Origin of the sequence: Neglectibacter sp. CSJ-5 (genome assembly GCF_032490475.1) — a bacterium.
GTDB classification, from domain to species: Bacteria; Bacillota; Clostridia; order Oscillospirales; family Acutalibacteraceae; genus Hominenteromicrobium; species Hominenteromicrobium mulieris.
Map to the genome: position 1 here is coordinate 541,730 of NZ_JAVYJC010000001.1, position 18,513 is coordinate 560,242.

General features: G+C 53.5%; 16 protein-coding genes and 2 pseudogenes. 13 read left to right on the forward strand and 5 right to left on the reverse strand.

The annotated features are described in order from the left end of the window. Positions 1–53: 53 nt before the first annotated feature. Complete coding sequence (locus R2K26_RS02435) at positions 54–1,577, reverse strand: phosphomannomutase/phosphoglucomutase (RefSeq protein WP_316518606.1); 1,524 nt, start codon at positions 1,575–1,577, stop codon at positions 54–56. A 552-nt stretch (positions 1,578–2,129) separates the two neighbouring features. Between R2K26_RS02435 and asnB the strand changes: the two genes are divergently transcribed. The 4 genes from asnB to pyrE all read left to right on the forward strand — a co-directional run bounded on the left by asnB (position 2,130) and on the right by pyrE (position 6,023). Beyond that, positions 2,130–3,710, forward strand: coding sequence for an asparagine synthase B (gene asnB / locus R2K26_RS02440; RefSeq protein ID WP_316518607.1), 1,581 nt, complete (start codon positions 2,130–2,132; stop codon positions 3,708–3,710). 206 nt (positions 3,711–3,916) lie between these two features. Further along, positions 3,917–4,177 carry a hypothetical protein gene (locus tag R2K26_RS02445; RefSeq protein WP_176819914.1) on the forward strand — a complete coding sequence of 87 codons (261 nt, stop codon included), beginning with the start codon at positions 3,917–3,919 and terminating at the stop codon, positions 4,175–4,177. A 96-nt stretch (positions 4,178–4,273) separates the two neighbouring features. Beyond that, complete coding sequence (locus R2K26_RS02450; RefSeq protein WP_316518609.1) at positions 4,274–5,269, forward strand: ComEC/Rec2 family competence protein; 996 nt, start codon at positions 4,274–4,276, stop codon at positions 5,267–5,269. A 91-nt stretch (positions 5,270–5,360) separates the two neighbouring features. After that, a complete protein-coding gene (gene pyrE, locus R2K26_RS02455) occupies positions 5,361–6,023 on the forward strand; it encodes an orotate phosphoribosyltransferase (protein ID WP_316518610.1) in 663 nt (220 codons plus the stop codon). Between the two features lie 78 nt (positions 6,024–6,101). Here the strand turns inward: pyrE and R2K26_RS02460 are convergent, their stop codons facing one another. Beyond that, complete coding sequence (locus R2K26_RS02460) at positions 6,102–8,573, reverse strand: cation-translocating P-type ATPase (RefSeq protein WP_316518611.1); 2,472 nt, start codon at positions 8,571–8,573, stop codon at positions 6,102–6,104. Positions 8,574–8,977: 404 nt separating this feature from the next. Between R2K26_RS02460 and R2K26_RS02465 the strand changes: the two genes are divergently transcribed. The 5 genes and pseudogenes from R2K26_RS02465 to R2K26_RS02485 all read left to right on the forward strand — a co-directional run. Beyond that, positions 8,978–9,586 (forward strand): RICIN domain-containing protein, encoded by a 609-nt coding sequence (locus R2K26_RS02465; RefSeq protein WP_316518613.1) that lies wholly within the window; start codon positions 8,978–8,980, stop codon positions 9,584–9,586. 182 nt (positions 9,587–9,768) lie between these two features. Beyond that, positions 9,769–10,575 (forward strand): alpha/beta hydrolase, encoded by an 807-nt coding sequence (locus R2K26_RS02470; protein ID WP_316518615.1) that lies wholly within the window; start codon positions 9,769–9,771, stop codon positions 10,573–10,575. 296 nt (positions 10,576–10,871) lie between these two features. Beyond that, the gene (locus tag R2K26_RS02475; RefSeq protein ID WP_316518617.1) at positions 10,872–12,185 is read left to right on the forward strand and encodes a glycoside hydrolase family 125 protein; all 1,314 of its coding nucleotides are present in this window, start codon (positions 10,872–10,874) and stop codon (positions 12,183–12,185) included. Positions 12,186–12,202: 17 nt separating this feature from the next. Then, a complete protein-coding gene (locus R2K26_RS02480; RefSeq protein WP_316518619.1) occupies positions 12,203–13,174 on the forward strand; it encodes a carbohydrate kinase in 972 nt (323 codons plus the stop codon). A gap of 10 nt (positions 13,175–13,184) precedes the next feature. Then, positions 13,185–13,331 (forward strand): annotated as a pseudogene (locus tag R2K26_RS02485) (metal-sensitive transcriptional repressor); the annotation flags it as partial. A gap of 119 nt (positions 13,332–13,450) precedes the next feature. Here R2K26_RS02485 and R2K26_RS02490 read toward each other — a convergent pair. Beyond that, a complete protein-coding gene (locus tag R2K26_RS02490; protein WP_316518620.1) occupies positions 13,451–13,666 on the reverse strand; it encodes a PF20097 family protein in 216 nt (71 codons plus the stop codon). 48 nt (positions 13,667–13,714) lie between these two features. Beyond that, the gene (locus R2K26_RS02495; protein ID WP_316518621.1) at positions 13,715–14,155 is read right to left on the reverse strand and encodes a helix-turn-helix domain-containing protein; all 441 of its coding nucleotides are present in this window, start codon (positions 14,153–14,155) and stop codon (positions 13,715–13,717) included. 450 nt (positions 14,156–14,605) lie between these two features. Between R2K26_RS02495 and R2K26_RS02500 the strand changes: the two genes are divergently transcribed. Both R2K26_RS02500 and R2K26_RS02505 read left to right on the forward strand, forming a co-directional pair. Then, entirely contained in the window at positions 14,606–15,274 is a 669-nt protein-coding gene (locus R2K26_RS02500; protein ID WP_316518622.1) for a hypothetical protein, read from the forward strand. A 15-nt stretch (positions 15,275–15,289) separates the two neighbouring features. After that, the gene (locus tag R2K26_RS02505; protein WP_316518623.1) at positions 15,290–16,318 is read left to right on the forward strand and encodes an alcohol dehydrogenase catalytic domain-containing protein; all 1,029 of its coding nucleotides are present in this window, start codon (positions 15,290–15,292) and stop codon (positions 16,316–16,318) included. 62 nt (positions 16,319–16,380) lie between these two features. On the opposite strand, the gene R2K26_RS02510 is transcribed toward R2K26_RS02505, so the two are convergent. After that, positions 16,381–17,511 carry an aldo/keto reductase gene (locus tag R2K26_RS02510; RefSeq protein ID WP_316518624.1) on the reverse strand — a complete coding sequence of 377 codons (1,131 nt, stop codon included), beginning with the start codon at positions 17,509–17,511 and terminating at the stop codon, positions 16,381–16,383. 220 nt (positions 17,512–17,731) lie between these two features. Here R2K26_RS02510 and R2K26_RS02515 point away from each other — a divergent pair, with 220 nt between their 5' ends. Continuing rightward, positions 17,732–18,100 carry a DUF2752 domain-containing protein gene (locus tag R2K26_RS02515; RefSeq protein ID WP_316518626.1) on the forward strand — a complete coding sequence of 123 codons (369 nt, stop codon included), beginning with the start codon at positions 17,732–17,734 and terminating at the stop codon, positions 18,098–18,100. 91 nt (positions 18,101–18,191) lie between these two features. Continuing rightward, positions 18,192–18,513: pseudogene (locus tag R2K26_RS02520) on the forward strand (hydrolase); the annotation flags it as partial.

Genomic DNA, 18,513 nt, shown 5'->3' on the forward strand with positions numbered 1-18,513 from the left:
ATGATGAACCGCAGCAGTCGGGAGTTCCTTTTATTCAAATATTCAATTTCAGCTTACTTTTCCAAAAATCCCTTCAGCGCCGCATAGTCCACATTCTCCGGCTTCACTTCGTCAAAGAACTTCAGCAGCTTTTCGGCCAGCACGCGTACGCCGCCGACGGAATTGCTTTCGATATTCAGCGGTAGAATGGGGTCATGTACGCTCATGCGCAGCAGGAACCAGCCGTCGCCGTCGTTTTCCGGGAACGAAATGCGGATGCCTTCGCGGTTGTCCGGCGCAATGTCCCAGTTGTGCGCTTTCGCGTAGCTTTCAAGCGCCGCAATGGTGTCCTCGCCATAGGGGCGGAAATCCTCCGCAGTAATGGGGAAGCGCAACTCTTTTTCTTCCTTGGCTTCTTTCAGATCGGCGATGAGACTATCGAGCGATTTGCCCTCGCGGCGCAGCTGTGCCGCCTTAATGATGATCTTCGTCACCAGATAGGCACCGTCGTCAAGGAAGTAGTTCTCGCGCAGCGCCGCATGGCCGCTCGTCTCAATCGCCAGCGGGCAGTTCACGCCCTCGTTATTCAGGCGTACCGCTTCGTTGATGACATTCTTGTAACCGCGCTTAAAGCGGTGATGCTTGCCGCCGAGCGTCTGCTCAATGTAGGTCTTGAGTCCGTCGGACGTAATGGAGTCCGTCACAATGGTGCCGCCCGGGTTGCCCTCCAGCGCAATGGCGGAAGCAATCGCCACAAGACGGTTGCGGTTGATCTCTTCGCCGCGGCTGTCCACAGCGCCGCCGCGGTCTACGTCCGTGTCAAAAATTACGCCAAGGTCCGCACCGGCCTTCACGGTCGCCGCGCAAGCGCTCGCCATGGCCTCCTCGTTCTCCGGGTTTGGAATGTGGTTTGGGAAGCGGCCGTCCGGCTCCAAAAACTGGCTGCCTGTAATGTCCGCACCAAGCGGCTTCAGCACGTCGTTTGCGTAAAAACCGCCCGCGCCGTTGCCGGCGTCCACAACGATCTTAAAGCCCGCAAGCGGGTGCGCATAATCTTCCGCGTTCACGCCTTTGCGGATCATCTCGCGCAGATTATCTGCATATTTCGACATATAGTCCACCGGCACCAGCGTGCCGTTGTCGGTCTCCTTCGGCGCAGCGCCGTTCTGTGCATATTCCAGAATCTCGGAAATATCCGGGCTGTCAAGGCCGCCCGCAGGCGTGAAGAACTTCAGTCCGTTGCGGAAGAACGGGTGGTGGCTCGCCGTAATCTGCACCGAGCAGTCGCACGGCAGCTCTAAAACCGCCATGAACATCGACGGGGTAGAGGCAAGGCCGCAGTCGTAAACCGAAGCACCGTACGTCGTAAACGTGCGGAACAGCGCCGCCGCAATGCGGTCTGCGGAAATGCGGGAGTCATGGCCGACGGCAATTTTCAGCCCCTCGGCGCACTTGTCCAGGTGCTTTTCGCACCAAACGAGAAAACCGGCCGCAATGCGCTCCACGACCTCATCGGTCAGGTTAATCGGCGCACCGCCGCCTTCACTTGCAACACCGCGAATGTCAGTGCCGCTTTTCAAAGTTTTATAGGCAAACATGGAAAAGACCTCCTGTTTCATTTTGCATTTTATCCAAGCTTATTATAATACAACTCCCGTAAAATGAAAAGAGCTTTTTGATTTTTGACAAATACGTTTTAGTATGGCTAAAAAACGCTTACAAACTGCAAGTTGTAAACTGAAAAATTGCAAATTTCGTGTAAAATCAAAAATTTTTTCAAAAAAGTGTTGACAAAATGAAATTTTTGTGGTATAAACTTAGCATAATAATTCAAGGGCACAGATGAAGAGAAGTACCCGGCAGACCGCTTTGCACAGTGAGCGGGGGAGAGTGTGAACCCCGCGTAAGCACACCGGCGAATAACACTTCGGAGCCTCAAGCCGAAAAGATGCGCATATCTCAGTAGGTGCGACGTGTGGCGGCGCGTTAAGCCGTGCCTGTCTTGTTAGAGACAGTAAAGGTGATCTTCTTTATAAGATAATTTAGGTGGCACCGCGGATACAACAGCTATTCGTCCTAAGAAATTGGGACAAACGGCTGTTTTTTTATTTGCGTTTGGATTGAAATTATTTTATTTGGAGGGAACCGATATGTGTTCGATTATGGGTTACACAGCAAAAGACATTCGTTTGGAAGATTTACGAAAGGGCTTTGATAAAACCGTTTCCCGCGGGCCGGATATGTCCCGCACACTGGAAACGCCCGCAGGTTGGCTCTTTTTCCACCGCCTCGCCATCATGGGCCTCACAGAAGAAGGCATGCAGCCGTTTGAACTGGACGGTTCCGCCGTCGTCTGCAACGGCGAGCTCTACGGCTTCCGTTCCGTTAAAGAGGAGCTCCGGAGAAAAGGCTACACCTTCAAAAGTGATTCCGACTGCGAAATTTTACTCCCTCTCTACAAAGAAGAGGGCACCGAGATGTTCAAAAAGCTCGACGCCGAGTTCGCCCTGATTATTTACGATGCCGAGACCGATAGCTTCATCGCTGCGCGCGACCCCATCGGCATCCGCCCGCTCTACTACGGGTACAGCGAAAGCGGCCACATTATGTTTGCCAGCGAGCCGAAAAACCTCGTCGGCCTGTGCCATCGCGTTATGCCGTTCCCGCCGGGCCACTACTATAAGGACGGCAAATTCACCTGCTACTGCGACATCGCCGAAGTCGAAGAAGTTTGCCGCGACGACCTCGAGACTGTCTGTAAAAACATCCATGATAAGCTCGTTGCCGGCATCGAAAAGCGGCTCGATGCCGATGCCCCGCTCGGTTTTCTTCTCAGTGGCGGGCTCGATAGCTCCCTTGTCTGCTCCGTCGCGGCAAAGCTTTTAAAGAAGCCTATTCGCACATTCGCCATTGGCATGAGTGAAGATGCTATCGATTTAAAATACGCCCGCGAAGTTGCCGATTACATTCACAGCGACCACACCGAGGTTATCATTACAAAAGACGACGTCATCGAAAATCTCGAAACCGTCATTGCGCTGCTCGGCACGTATGACATCACCACCATCCGCGCCAGCATGGGCATGTGCCTCGTCTGCAAAGCCATTCACGAGCAGACCGATGTCCGCGTGCTGCTCACCGGTGAAATTTCTGATGAGCTCTTCGGCTACAAATATACAGATTTCGCCCCCAGCGCCGCTGCGTTCCAAACGGAAGCCCAAAAGCGCGTGCGGGAGCTTCATATGTACGACGTGCTCCGTGCCGACCGCTGCATCTCCGCCAACTCGCTCGAAGCCCGCGTTCCGTTCGGCGACCTCGATTTCGTCAAATACGTCATGTTCGTCGATCCCGAGATGAAGCTCAACAAGTACAAAAAAGGCAAATATCTCCTGCGCCACGCGTTCGAGGGCGATTACCTCCCGTTGCCGATTTTATACCGCGAAAAAGCCGCGTTCTCCGATGCCGTCGGTCACTCTATGGTCGATTACCTCAAGGCCTACGCCGAAACAAAGTATACCGATGACGAAATGAAGCTCCGCGCCGCAAAATATCCGTTCGCAACGCCGTTTACGAAAGAATCCCTTCTCTACCGTGAAATTTTTGAAAAATACTATCCCGGTCAAGCAGAAATGGTGAAGGACTTCTGGATGCCGAACAAAGCGTGGGAGGGCTGCGACGTCAACGATCCCAGCGCCCGCGTGCTCGCGAACTACGGTGCCTCCGGCGAATGAGCGGAAAGGTTCGTAGCTTCCTCAATGTTTAACAAATTCACCGAAAATTTAACCTGAATGCAACGCACCTTTTTTCCGTTTAGCCCTTGTGTATTCTCTGCTGTTGTGATAGAATAAAGCCATCATAGGATATTATGGTTTTCCATATAGAACCCTATCGGCAAACCATAATGAGACTAAATCTCATATCGAAGGAGAGATGACTGATGTCCAAGATGATCGAACTTCACGACATCGATGTCCCGGGCTTCCTGTCTGTACTGGATAGCTGCGAGGGCAATGTGTATCTGATGACGCGCGACGGTGATAAGCTGAACCTGAAAAGCAAGCTGTGTCAGCTCATCGGTCTTACGTCTCTGATTGAAGGCGGAAAGATCGCAGAAGCTTTTGTGGTCTGCGATAACGAAGCGGATGAATCCAAGCTGTTCCGCTTTAACCTTTACAAGGACGAAACGCAAGGTAAGTAAAGAGTAGGATTTGCAAAGTAAGCTGCTGCAAGTAAAAACTGCGGCAGCTTTTTTGTATCGCGTAAAACAAATTATGTAAACAAAAAGGAGAGACCCATGCCACAGAAAAGAACCGGTGCAGGCCGTCGCCGCCAACCTCGGAACAAAAAAACGCTTTCCGCCGTCATCAGCGCCGTTCTTGTGCTCGCGGCGGTGCTTGTCTATTATTTCCCGGAGCTTGAAACGTACCTCACCGGTGCACCAGACTCAAGCGCCCCCGCACAGCCAACCCAAAGCACCGGCACCGACGCCGACTGCGCCGTCTACTTTTTAGATGTCGGGCAGGGGGATAGCATTTTAATTCAAATCGGCACCGATTACAACATGCTCATTGATGCCGGCACCCGCGAAGCGGGGGATACCATCGAAAGCGACCTTCAGACGCTCGGTGTCACATCGCTTGATGCTGTTGTTGCCACGCACCCGCACGCCGACCACATCGGCTCTATGAAGCAGATCATCGAGGATTACACCATCGGTACGTTCTATATGCCCCTTTTGCCCGACGACCAAACGCCCACCACCGCTACATACGAAAATATGCTCGATGCCCTGCTCGACAAAAACGTCCAAACCGAGCAGATCTCCACCGATACAAAAATCCCCGCGCCCGAAAACGCCAATTTTACCGTCCTATCCCCGAAAAAGGACGAGATATTCGATAACCTCAACAACTATTCCGCTGTTCTGCGCTTCACCTACGGCAATATCTCCTTTGTGCTCACCGGCGACGCCGAAACCGAGGTTGAAGAGAATATCTTAGCACGCGAAACGGACATCACTTCAAACGTTTTAAAGTGCGGTCACCACGGCTCGTCCACATCGTCCTCCATGGATTTTCTCCGCGCCGTGAACCCCGCTGTCGCCGTCATATCCTGCGGGCAGGATAATAAATACGGTCACCCGCACCACGAAACGCTCGAAAGCCTTTCCGAACGCAACTGCAAGATTCTGCGCACCGATACAGACGGCACCGTCGCCGTTACAACGGACGGCAATACGTATTCTGTCTATACGTGGTCAGCGGAAAACGGACTTTCTCCGGCAGCGTAAGTTCGCGTAAAAAATTTTGACGAAAACACAAATCTATGCTATACTGATAAAAATAAATTCCGACCCATGACGGAAATAAAGGATGGTTTTTATGCTGACAGAAAGCAAAAAGGCGTTTATCGAGTTCATGATGTCCGCAGACGTGCTGCGTTTCGGCTCCTTCGTCACGAAGAGCGGCCGCAATACGCCGTACTTCGTCAATACCGGCAACTATAAGACCGGCGAGCAGATCGCAAAGCTCGGCAAGTTCTACGCATCGCTCATCAAGGAGACCGTCGGCGAAGATTTCTCCGCCATGTTCGGCCCGGCGTACAAGGGTATCCCGCTTGCCACAGCCGCCGCCGCGTCCCTCTATAACGAGTATGGCATCTCGAAGCCCTACTTCTTCAACCGCAAGGAAGAGAAAGACCACGGCGAAGGCGGCAGCCTCGTCGGCTACAAGCCGAAGGACGGCGATAAAATTATTATCATCGAAGACGTCATCACCGCCGGTACCGCCGTGCGCGAGACCATGCCGATCCTCTACGGCTGCGGCAATGTGAAAGTCAACGATATGTTCATCTCCGTCAACCGCTGCGAGGTAGGCAAGGTTCCCGGCAAAACCGCCATCATGGAGGTCAACGAGGAGTTCGGCATCAAGGTCCACGCCATCGTCACCGTCGAGGACATCCACGAGTACTTAAAGCAGTCCGAAAAATACAACGATATCCTCCCCGCCATGGAAGACTACATGGCAAAATACTGCATCCTGTAAAATTAACAAGCGCATAAGAACACCCCGGCAAGCCATCCAAACCGCCTGCCGGGGTGTTTTCATATTATCTCGACTGAATTAAGCTCTTTTACCGTCTCGCACCCTGCTTGGCTGCTCTGTGCGGCGGCGCATTCTGCGGGCGGCGTGGCGGTCTTTGTGCGCCGCCTCACGCCGCTTTCTGCGGTGATTCTGGAAGAACCTGCTTTGCAGCAAACGCCGCGTGTGGCGCTCTGCAAAATGCTCCATAAAATGGTTCGTCTGCACCATAAAGACGATCGACACAATGAGCAGCGGGATCAAAATAAACAGCATCGGGGCGGTCAGCGGCACCATGGAAACCAGATTCATGCAGCCGATGTATCCCACAAAGAACGCTGCCGCCATCGTGCCGAACAGCGCCCCGCGCAGCGCGTTAAACGGCAGGCAAAGCTTGAACATCAGCATAAACCCAACGGCAAACGCCACAATGACCGAAAGTGTCGAGACCTGCGGGTTCGTCAAATTCAGCGGCCCCTTAAACAGCGTCAAAAACAAAACGCCAAGAATCATCGTCAGGGCAGAGGGGAACGATTTCTTCAAAACGTTCGCTAAAAAGCTGCCGCTTATGCGCTCGTTGTTCGGCTCCAGCGCCAGTATAAACGACGGAATACCGATCGTAATCGAACTGATAAACGTCAGTTGAATCGGCTCAAACGGGTAGGAAGCAGAAAGAAAAATGAACAGCACGCCCAGCACCGTCGAATAGATCGTCTTCTGTAAAAACAGCGATGCAGAGCGTTGCAAATTGTTGATGGAGCGCCTGCCTTCCTTCACCACCTGCGGCATGGAAGCAAAGTTGGAGTCGAGCAAAACGAGGTTCGAGACCGTGCGGGCCGCGTCGCTGCCGGAAGCCATCGCAATGCTGCAATCGGCCTCTTTCAGCGCCAGAACGTCGTTCACACCGTCGCCCGTCATCGCCACCGTGTGGCCGTGGTCTTTTAACGCCTGCACAAATTTCAGCTTCTGCTGCGGCGTCACGCGGCCAAACACACTGTATTGCTCAATTGCCCCCGCAATCTCCTCGTCGGTGTGCAGCGTCGTCGCATCGCAGTAGTTTTCCGCGTGGGGCAGACCGGCCTTCTGTGCAATGTTAGAGACCGTCACGGCGTTGTCACCGGAGATGACCTTCAGCGTCACGCCCTGCTCTGCAAAATAGCGCAGCGTTTGCGGTGCTTCCGTGCGAATTTTATCACTGATTAAAATGAAGCCCACCGGCTCAATGTCGTCCGGCAGCACCTTGTTTTCAAGGAAAGGCTTTGCGGAGTGGGCCAGCAGCAAAACGCGTTCGCCGCGCGCCGCATATTCCTCCGTGTGCTCGCGCAGCGCACCGAAGCGTTCGCCCAAAATGAATTCGCCCGCGCCCATCACATACGTGCCGCGCTCGCCGAAATACGCGCCGCTCCACTTTCTCGCAGAGGAGAACGGCACCGTCGCCGCAGCTTTCCAATCCGATCCGCCGGGAAAGTATGCCTTCACCGCGTTGTACGTCGGGTTGTCGTCCGTCAAAACCTGCACAAGCGCCTCCAGCGGAGCCGTCATGTCCTCTTCGGTGTAGCCCGTCAGCGGGTGCAGCTCGTCCACCTGCATCGTGCCCTCGGTGATCGTACCTGTTTTGTCTAAGCATAGCACATCTACGCGTGCCAGCGATTCGGTGCAGTACAGGTCCTGCACCAACGTCTTGTAGCGTGAAAGCCGCAGTACGCTTACGGCAAACACCACGCTTGTCAGCAAAATGAGCCCCTCCGGGATCATGCCGAGGATCGCGGCGACCGTGCTCACAACGGCTTCGCGGATCGTGTCATGCAGCAAAAAAAACTGCTTGCAGAAAAGCAAAATGCCAATCGGCACCAGCGTAAATCCGAGCGTCTTTACAATGAAATCGAGGGAATGGAGAATTTCGGAGTTCGTGCGCTTCACATACTTCGCGCCGTTTGCGATGCGGTTTGCGTAGTTTTCGCGGCCTACGTGCTCCACTTCGGCGTAACAGCTGCCGGAAACGATGAAGCTGCCGGAAAGCAGCTCGTCACCTGCGCGCTTCAAGACCGGGTCGCTTTCGCCCGTGATGAGCGATTCATTCACTTCCGCTTCGCCTTCCGAAACGATGGCGTCGGCGCAAATCTGCTGCCCGGTCGAAAGGTGCAGCACATCGTTCATCACAATCCCGCTCACGGGTATCGTCTGCAATTTTCCGTCGCGCAGCACAGAGGCTTTCGGCGCGGAAATGAGGGAGAGCTTGTCAATCGTCCGTTTTGCTCTTATGCCCTGAAACGAACCGATAATAATATTAGAAAAGATAACGCCCAAAAATAAAAGGTTCTTAAACGAGCCCACCAGCAAAACGAAAAACGCCAGCACAAAGTTTAAGATGTTAAAAAACGTGAACGTATTCTCTAAAATGATTTGCTTTTCGGTTTTGGTCTTAATGCCCTCATCGGCGTTTGAAAGCCCGTCGCGCACGCGCTGCGCTACCTGCTCCGAAGAAAGCCCCTGTCTACGGTCTAAGCTATCCATCCCGTTACGATCTCCTTTTTCTTATCTATATATAAGAATACACGATACACCACCCGAATGCAAGGATATAAAACGTAAATTTCTCTTACGATTCTGTGAATTCTTTTCTTTTACTTGTAGAATATCCGCAAAAAACAAATTAACATTTTATGGAAAAAGTCAAATCAATTTTCAAATGTATCCTGAAATCTATCCGAATTTTTGACACTTTTCACGATAGAAAGCTCAAAACCCGTCAAAATCTGCTGTAAACAGCAAAATTCTCATTGTAAAACCTGCAGATAAAAGCCCTTGCGGCCGATTTGACTTTGCAGGAATTTATGATTATACTTAATTATCGTACATAGAAAATCAGAAAATGATATGCGAAAAACATAGGTTTATTCATAAAGGAGAGATCATTCATGGCAGAAAAGACAGAAAAGAAATACGTTATCACAAACCATAGAAGCGGTAAGGTTCTCGCTTCCTGCGGCGGCTCTGCCGTGCAGATGACCGCAAACGGCGGCGAAACGCAGGTCTGGTGCGCCGTCCCGGCAGAAGGCACGTCCGTGCAGCTCGTCCATAAGGTCAGCGGTCTCGCGCTTACCGTTCCGGGTGAGGCAGAAAACGGCACCGCACTCGTTCTCGCAGAGGCACAGGGCAACGCTTCTCAGCTCTGGAAGCTGACCACTACCGTCAAGGGCTGCCGCCGCATCACGCATGTCGCGTCCGGCAAGGTCGTCGACATCAAAGATATCAGCGATGCAGACGGCGCACCGGCACAGCTTTGGGAGTTCGTGAAGGGCGATAACCAGAACTGGGTGCTCACCGAGGTCGAAAAGGAAAAGAAAGCCCCGGCAAAGTGCGCCGCAAAAACCGCAAAGCCGGCTGCAAAAGAGAAAGCTAAGGCAGAGGTGAAAGCGGAAGCAAAGCCGGAAGTCAAGGCAGAGGTGAAAGCCGAAGCCAAGCCCGCCGCCAAAACCACAAAGGCAGCCGCCAAAACCACCAAAACCGCAAAGAAAACAAAGTAAGTTCGTTTAGCTGAGAGCCGCACCCAAACCGGGCAGCGGCTTTCTTTTTTACCCGACATTATTCTAAAAAGCGTGATAATACCCAAATTTTCACAAAATCGCCTTGCGCCGCCCGTCAACAGCTGATATACTAAAGACAGTATGGTTTATCCTGCAATTTTGCGGCCAAAGGAGTTGTCTTTATGATACATGAAAAAATCGAACTGCAAGTGCCGGGCTCTGCGGATTACGCAGCCATGTATACGTGTTTTCCGGATCTTTCAAAAGAGGTTCCCATCGAAAAGCGCCCCACCGTCATCGTCTGCCCGGGCGGCGCGTACGCCTTTACGTCCGACCGTGAAGCCGAGCCCGTCGCCATGCGCTTCAATGCCATCGGCATGAACGCCGTTGTCGTGCGCTATTCCGTTGCCCCGGCGCGCTTTCCGACTGCCCTTCTGGAAGTCGCCACCGCCGTGAAATACGTCCGCGAAGAAGGCGTAAAGTACGGCTGTGACCCCGAAAAGGTTTTCACCATCGGTTTTTCCGCCGGCGGCCATTTAGCCGCAAGCTACGGCAATTTCTGGAGCCGCCCGTTCGTTGCGGAAGCCATGAACTGCCCGTCCGAGCTTCTGCGCCCGAACGGCCAGATCCTCTCATATCCGGTCATTACGTCCGGCCCGTTCGCCCACCACGATTCCATCAAGAACCTTCTCGGTGAGCAGTACGAGCTCGAAAAAGCGAATCAGTCGCTCGAAAACTTCGTCACGAAAGATACCCCGCCCACGTTCGTCTGGCACACCCAGCCGGATGACTGCGTCCCGGTCGAAAACGCCCTGATGCTCGTCAGCGCCTTGCAGAAAAACGGCATCAAAACGGAGTTCCACATGTTCCCGGAGGGCGGCCACGGCCTGTCGCTCTGCAACGAAGTCACCTCAAACAGCGATGCCCAGCTTCTGCCGCACGTCGGCAAGTGGTTCGACCTCGCAGCGGAGTTTTTGCAGAGCCTTTAATCACCGATTTTCCGTAATCGCGAACGAATAAAGTCTTTGATCGACCTTTTCTAAAAGGCTTCGCCTTTTTGGGAGACCCCCTAATTGGGTCTCCCACGGGCGGAACGTCCACTGGAAGTTCCGCCCTCCCGTCCTGATTTTATGAACGCAAAAAGATTTCGTCGTCTGCGGACGACGACCAAAGGTTTCACCTTTGGAAACGGACAAACTTTCTCGAAGAAAGTTTGAACAAAGACTTTTAACCCTCGCTTACCGACAACTACTATTTATATTTCACACCCGAAAGGAATCATCCCATGAAAGCCATTGATTTGGAAGTCAAGCGCATCTGCGAGGAAAAGCTCGCAAATGATGCGAAGCTCTCGGAGCTCTTTAAAAATTGCTACCCCAACACCATGGATACCACCGTCAAAACCCTCGGCGAAAAAGATACCTTCGTCATCACCGGCGATATCCCCGCCATGTGGCTGCGCGATTCCACCGCGCAGGTTCGCCACTATCTGCCCGTCGCAAAGCACGACGCGGAGGTTGCCGATTGCATTGAGGGCCTCGTGAACCGCCAGTTCAAGTGCATTGATATCGACCCCTACGCAAACGCGTTCAATCAGGAAGCGAACGGTATGTGCTGGCCGAAGTACGCTGCGGAAACGCTCGGTCAGACCGCCGGCGGCGAGTCCGACGATACCGATTTCGAGACCCCGTGGGTCTGGGAGCGCAAGTATGAGATTGATTCGCTCTGCTACCCGGTGCAGCTCGCGTACCTTCTCTGGAAAGAGACCGGCCGCACGGGCCAGTTCAACGACCAGTACAAAAAGAGCACCCTGCGCATCCTCGACCTTTTCACTGTCGAGCAGGATCACAGCAAGTCCCCGTACTATTTCCGCCGTACCAACTGCCCGCCCACCGATACCCTCACGCACGACGGCCACGGCGCGCCGGTCGCCGTTACGGGCATGACCTGGTCGGGCTTCCGTCCCAGCGACGACGCCTGCGTCTACGGCTATCTCATCCCGTCCAATATGTTCGCCGTCGTAACCCTCGGCTACACCGCGGAGATCATGCGCGAAATCTATAAGGACGAGGAAGTCGCCGCCCGTGCCGAAAAGCTCGTGTCCGAGATCCGCGACGGCATCGAAAAATACGGCGTCGTCGAGCACCCGAAGTTCGGCAAAATGTACGCCTATGAGACCGACGGCCTTGGCAACTACGTCTTTATGGATGACGCCAACGTCCCGAGCCTCATGTCCATCCCGTACCTCGGCTACTGCAGCGCCGACGACGAAATTTATAAAAACACCCGTGCCTTTGTTTTGAGCAAAGAAAACCCGTATTATTATGAGGGCACCGCGGCCAAGGGTGTCGGCAGCCCGCACACCCCGCCGGAGTACATCTGGCACATCGCGCTTTCCATGCAGGGACTCACAAGCCGTGACCCGGAGGAATGCAAAGCGCTTCTCCACATGTTAAAAACGACCGATGACGGCAAGGGCTTCATGCACGAGGGTTTCCATAAGGACGACCCCTCTAAGTTCACGCGCCCGTGGTTCGCATGGTCAAACTCCCTGTTCAGCGAATTTGTCTTAAAGTGCATGGATGAAAATATTCTGTAATTAAGGAGCTGTTTTTTATGGCAGATTTTTACGCACTCGGTGAACTTCTGATCGATTTTACCCCCGCAGGCAAAACGTCGGCCGGAATCCCGATTTTTGAGCAGAATCCCGGCGGCGCACCGGCAAACGTCGCCGTGCAGGCCGCGCGCCTCGGTGTATCCGCAGGCTTCATCGGCAAGGTGGGACAGGGCATGTTCGGCACGTTCCTGCGCGATACGCTCGTTAAGCAAAATGTCGATGTCGAAAACCTCCATTTCTCAAACGATACCGCAACGTCGCTCGCGTTTGTGCAGCTGTCCGAATCCGGAGATCGCGATTTCAGCTTTTACCGCAACCCCGGCGCCGATACGCAAATCACGTTCGATGAGGTCAATAAGGATGCGCTCGCAAACGCCAAGGTGCTGTGCTTCGGCTCGCTTCTGCTTACCGCAGAACCCGGCCGCACGGCTGTGCCGCAGATTGTTTCCTACGCCCGCGAGCACGGTGCTATCACCGCCTACGACCCGAACTGGCGCGCACCGCTGTGGCCAAATGCCGAAGTCGGCGTCCACGCCATGAAGAGTCTGCTGCCGCTTGCCGATGTCGTCAAAGCATCCGATGAGGAGCTCGAAATGCTCACCGGCTGCACCGAAATCGAAGCGGGCGCAAAGGAGTTCTTTAAGCTCGGCGTACAGGCGGCGGTCATCACGCGCGGCGCAAAGGGCTGCGTCGTCTGCACCCCGAAAACCACCTTAACGCTCAACACCTACGATACAAAAGTCGTCGATACCACCGGCTCCGGCGACAGCTTCTTCGGCGCGTTCCTCACAAAGCTCATGGAGACCGGCAAGCCCGTTTCCGAGATCAACGAAGCCGAGCTGCGCGACGCGGCCGATTTTGCAAACGCCGCAGGCTCCGTCTGTGCGACGAAAAAAGGCGCGATTCCTGCGCTCGCCGACCGCGAATTGATCGAAACGTGCAGAGCGTCTATCCCGCTTTTAAAGCTGTAAGCCATTTCCCGCAAAATCCGATTTGCACGGCTGCGGCAAGGTCGTATTAGAGGGGCACATCAAGCACGGCGTGCGCGACGGCATCGAGCACGGCGACGCAGATAAAATCATCGAAAACTTCACAAAAGCCGTGGAACGCTTCTCCAATATGGGCTGATCCCGGCTGAAAATCGAACAAAACAGCGAAGTGCATGGGGATACCCACAGCACCTCGCTGTTTTTAGTCTTTCTCGTATTCCGTCTTTTTCAAATTTCCTTTTTCGGCTTAGGCAAAGCTTAATAGTCAAAAACTACCGTGCGGCAGTCTTCGCAGAGATTCGCTTTGATCCGCACGCGGTGGCTTGGTTTTAACGGCGTGATCTCCACAAAGCCGTCGGCGTTTTTGGCGTTTTCAAATACGCCGGGCACGGTGTTCGCAAAGCTGAACGCGCCGTCCTTGCTTGTAAACAAGTATCCCTCGCGCATCGCTTTTCCGCATTTCGGGCAATTCATAGAATTCTTCTCCTCTCTGAATGTGTAACAATTTTGCGGAAGCAAACCTTACGGCTCGGCAGGGTGTTGGCTCATCTCGAGCGCTTTCTGCATTTTTCGCTCAAAGTCTTCTGCCTTCACAAGGGCAATGCCTTCACCCTCGTCACCGAGCACGATCAGTCGGTCGCCCTCCTTTAAGTCAAACATTTCCCGCGCAGCCTTCGGTATGACGATCTGCCCGCGCGCGCCGAGTGTCACCGCACCCCAAAGGTGCTTGCCCGCAGGGGCAGGGGCGAGGGCCGTGTGGCCCACTCGGTTTTGGTCGTGCAAAAGCGCGTCCAGCGTCACGCCGTAGTGCCTTGCAAGGCGGTCGCATTTTTCAATGTCCGGCACGGTTTCGCCCTGCTCCCACTTGGAGTAGGACTGCCGCGTCACCCCGGCGATTTCCGCCGCCTGCTCCTGCGTCAGCCCCTTAAGGCCGCGCAGCAAAATGAGATTATCGGCGAGCATAAGCTCCACTTCCTTTCTGCATTCAGTATATCGCTGCGCAGTGAAATTTTCCACCAAACAAACGATACATATTTTTCGATTTTATGTTAAGTTAAACTGCCTTGAGGGTATAAATTGTGCCCGAAGCTTTGGCTTCCTGACGCCAAAGCACGGGTCACCTGCTTGTACAAGACCCGTGATGCACATTCAGAGATCCGGACGCACCGTCGCTGAAAAAGACCGATATCGGCATTGCGATGGGCGGTGTGGGCAAGGTCGTTATAATCGTGAAGCTCGTTTTGGATATAATGAACGGCTAATCGCATCTCTTTCCGAATAAAATCACAAGATAACTTGCAGAAAATGCAGACTGCTTTTGTTTATATGCGCCTAAAATTAAATAGCATATCTTGATTTTGTGGTGAAAACACGCTATACTGGAAGCGATATAAAGAAAAGAGGGCGTGGAAAATGAAACGGAAATTGGAGAGCATGGAAGACCTTTTGCAGGCGGTGGAATGCTACGGTTTTCTGCCGTTTTTTCCGAATGACATTCCGGGATTTTCGGTGGAGGAGATGTGCGCGCCGGCGTATTGGTTCGCTGAAGACCGCGACGGACCTTGGGAGTGGAAAGGCCCGGCGGCGCAGACGAAGCGCTGCGCGTACGGCAAGCTTTTCCAGAAAAAAGCGGGGTTTGTCAGCCGGGAATGGCTGCCGGAGCTTGTAAATTTCCGCCGTGACGGCTATGATTTTGACGCGCGCTGCGATGACGGACTGGTGTTCCACAAGGACGAGGAGCTGTATAACACAGTCAATGCGGAGGGCGAAATTCTTTCAAAATTCCTCAAAAAGAAGCTCGATTACCGCAAAGGCGGCAACACGGGCTTTGAAACGTGCATCACGCGGCTGCAAATGCAGACGTATTTGTGCGTTTCGGATTTTATCCGCCTGAAGGATAAAAACGGCAGGCCCTACGGCTGGGCAGTGGCGCAGTACACAACGCCGGAGCATTTATTCGGGTACGATTATGTGACGTCTGCATATAAGAGCGAACCGAAGGACTCCGAAGAAAAAATGATTGCACACCTCAAAAACTTGCTTCCGGTGACGGAAGTGCAGATACGAAAATTACTAAAGTAGTTGGGAGGAAAGCGTATGCTTCAGCAAGTTATGACAGAGCCGGGCAAGATTATTTTCCGGGAAATTCCCGTGCCGGAAATCGGAGACGGGCAGGTGCTGGTGAAAATTATGGACATCGGCGTTTGCGGCTCGGACATCCACGTGTACCACGGCAAGCATCCTTTCACGAAATACCCCGTGACGCAGGGACATGAGGTCTCGGGTGAAATTGTAAAGTGCGGTACGAATGTCGAAGGGCTTACCGTCGGGCAGAAAGTGACGATTGAGCCGCAGGTGTACTGCGGCAAGTGCTATCCGTGCAGACACGGCAAGTACAATCTGTGCGAGGAGCTGAAAGTCATGGGCTTCCAGACGACGGGCACGGCATCCGAATTTTTTGCGGTGGACGCAAAGAAAGTGACACCAATTCCTAAAAGCATGAGCTTTGAAGAGGGCGCGATGCTGGAGCCGCTTGCAGTGGCGGTGCACGCCGTGCGGCAGATGGGCGACGTGGCCGGCATGAACATTGCGGTGCTCGGTGCAGGGCCGATCGGCAACCTTGTGGCGCAGGCGGCAAAAGGCCTTGGCGCGGCGAAGGTGATGATCACCGACGTGAGCGACTACCGTTTGGAGAAAGCCAAGGAATGCGGCGTGGACGTTTGCGTGAACACGAAGGAGAAGAACTTCGGCGAGGCGCTCGTTGAAGCGTTTGGCCCGGACAAGGCGGGCGTCATTTATGACTGCGCGGGCAACAACGTGACGATGGGGCAGGCCATTCAGTATGCGCGCAAGGGCAGCGTGATTGTGCTTGTGGCAGTGTTTGCCGACATGGCGACTGTTGATCTGGCCGTGGCGAACGACCACGAGCTTGACATTAAGAGCACGATGATGTACCGCCACGAGGACTACGTGGGCGCGATAGAGCTGGTGGAAGCGGGCAAAGTGCAGTTAAAGCCGCTTATCTCGAAAATTTTCCCGTTTGCGCAGTACCTTGACGCGTATAAATACATTGACGCGAACCGCGAGACGACGATGAAGGTCATCATTGCCGTGCAGGAAAAATAAAAGGAAAAAGACCGGGAAACACGCGCTGTGCTTCCCGGTCGATTTTATGTCGTGGTTTTTACTCAGCCTTCAAACAGCTTTGCAGCATCTTCGAGCTCTTCGATGATGTGGATGTGCTGCGGGCAGTGCGCTTCGCAGGAACCGCAATGGAGACATTCGCTTGCCTTGCCGCCTTCGCGTGTTGCGGATTCGTAGCCGTTGCGATTGACATTATCCTCGGAGCCGAACTGCTTCTGGTGGTTTACGGCGCGGAAAATGTCCGGGATGTGGATCTGCATGGGACAGTCGTCTACGCAGTACCGGCAGCCGGTACATGGAATAGTGGGAATGGCGTTGAGTTTTTCGACGACGGTTTTCAGCACCTCGTGCTCCTTGTCACTGAGCGGCTCAAAGTGCTCCATGTAGGAGACGTTGTCGTCAAGCTGCGCTTTGGTGCTCATACCGGAGAGCACGGTGAGGATGTTATCGAGACCTGCGCAGAAACGGACAGCCCAAGACGGGATGGAAAGATCAGGATTCTGTGCCTTCATAATGCCCTGAATTTCGTTGTTCATGCCCGCGAGGGAACCGCCCTTGACCGGCTCCATAACGATAATGGGTTTATTGTGCTTGACGGCGACCTCGTAGCACTTTCTGGACTGCACGTTATCGTTTTCCCAGTCGATGTAGTTGAGCTGGAGCTGTACGAATTCGGCTTCCGGGTGCTTGGTGAGTGCTTCGTCGAGCACTTCCGCGCTGTCGTGGAACGAGAAGCCGCAGTGCTTGATTTTGCCCTGTGCTTTCATCTTGAAAATGAAGTCCCACGCGCCGATGCGGTCGGCTTTCTCGAACTTCGCTTTGTCCATGGCGTGCAGCAGGTAGTAATCGAAATACTCGACACCTGCGCGCTCCATAGATTCATCGAAAATGCGCTGCATGTCGGCTTCCGTCTCTATGTTGTCCCAAAGGGGCAGCTTTGTAGCGAGCGTGAAGCTGTCACGCGGGTAGCGCTTCACAATGGCTTCGCGCGCTGCGACTTCACTTTTACCGTTGATGTATACGTATGCGGTGTCAAAATACGTGAAGCCCTTTGCCATGAAGGTATCGACCATGGCTTTCGTCTGCTCCATATCGATCTCGTCGCCGATCATCGGCAGACGCATGAGGCCGAAACCGAGCTTCGGGGTCGTATCGCCAAGATAACCAGTGTTCATTTTGAATTCCTCCCGAGAATAGTTGTGCCGTTTCGTACAACACATTAAAGTTTACTGCAAGTTTGATTATATCACAAAACACAGAAATTGCAAGAAGTTTTTTCGAAAATCCAAACACTTTTTACATAAAGTGTGCAAAAGATAAACAAACTTGCAGCGCTTGACGGTATTCTGCTTTTGCAGTACAATAGAAATGTTAAGTTTAAAAGGAGAGCGAGATATGAGCGGGGAGAGACAAAGACGGATTAAGCGGGCCTTGGCAGCGGTTTTCGGTGCTGCGGCTGTGCTTGTCGTTTTGTATATTCTTCGTCCGCCGTGCCTCGTCCGCAAGGTTTTCGGCGTGCTATGTCCTTCCTGCGGAACGACACGGATGATCGCAGCGCTTTTGCAATTGGACTTTGCCGGTGCGTGGGCGCTGAACCCCTTTATGCTGTTCTTTTTGCCGTTTGCGCTCCTTTGGGGCGTTTTGGAAGCGGTGCGGTATGCAAAGAACAAACCGCCGCTGCTTTTTAAGCGCTTTTCCATTGCGCTGTGGGCGGCGTGGTTCCTCTCGGCGCTCATTTTCGGCGTATGGCGCAACGTCGCTTAATTCCCTTGACAAAGCGACGCTTCGTATGTAAAATCAAAGCATAGTAAAACCGTATGTTTTTTTAGTTTTTTACGGAGGGATGCAAAGCGAACGCCTTATCCACGCAACGGCGAGCCACGGCTATTTGCTGACGGTGGACATTGCGCCCGAGCACGAGATGGAAAAGGTGCTGTACGCCGTGGACGAGCTGACGGGGCTCATCGGCGCGGTGGCGCTGATGAGCCTCGTCGAAAAGTACGCTCGACTTGGAGCTTAAATCCGTAAAGAAAAAATACAAGGCGCTCAACTTTGCCGCGGGCTGCTCCCGTGAGGTCATTCAGCGCGGTGCAGATATGCTGGGCTGGACGCTCGACGATCTCATTTCCGACACGATCCTTGCGATGCGCACGCTGGAAAAGCCGCAGGCGGAGTGA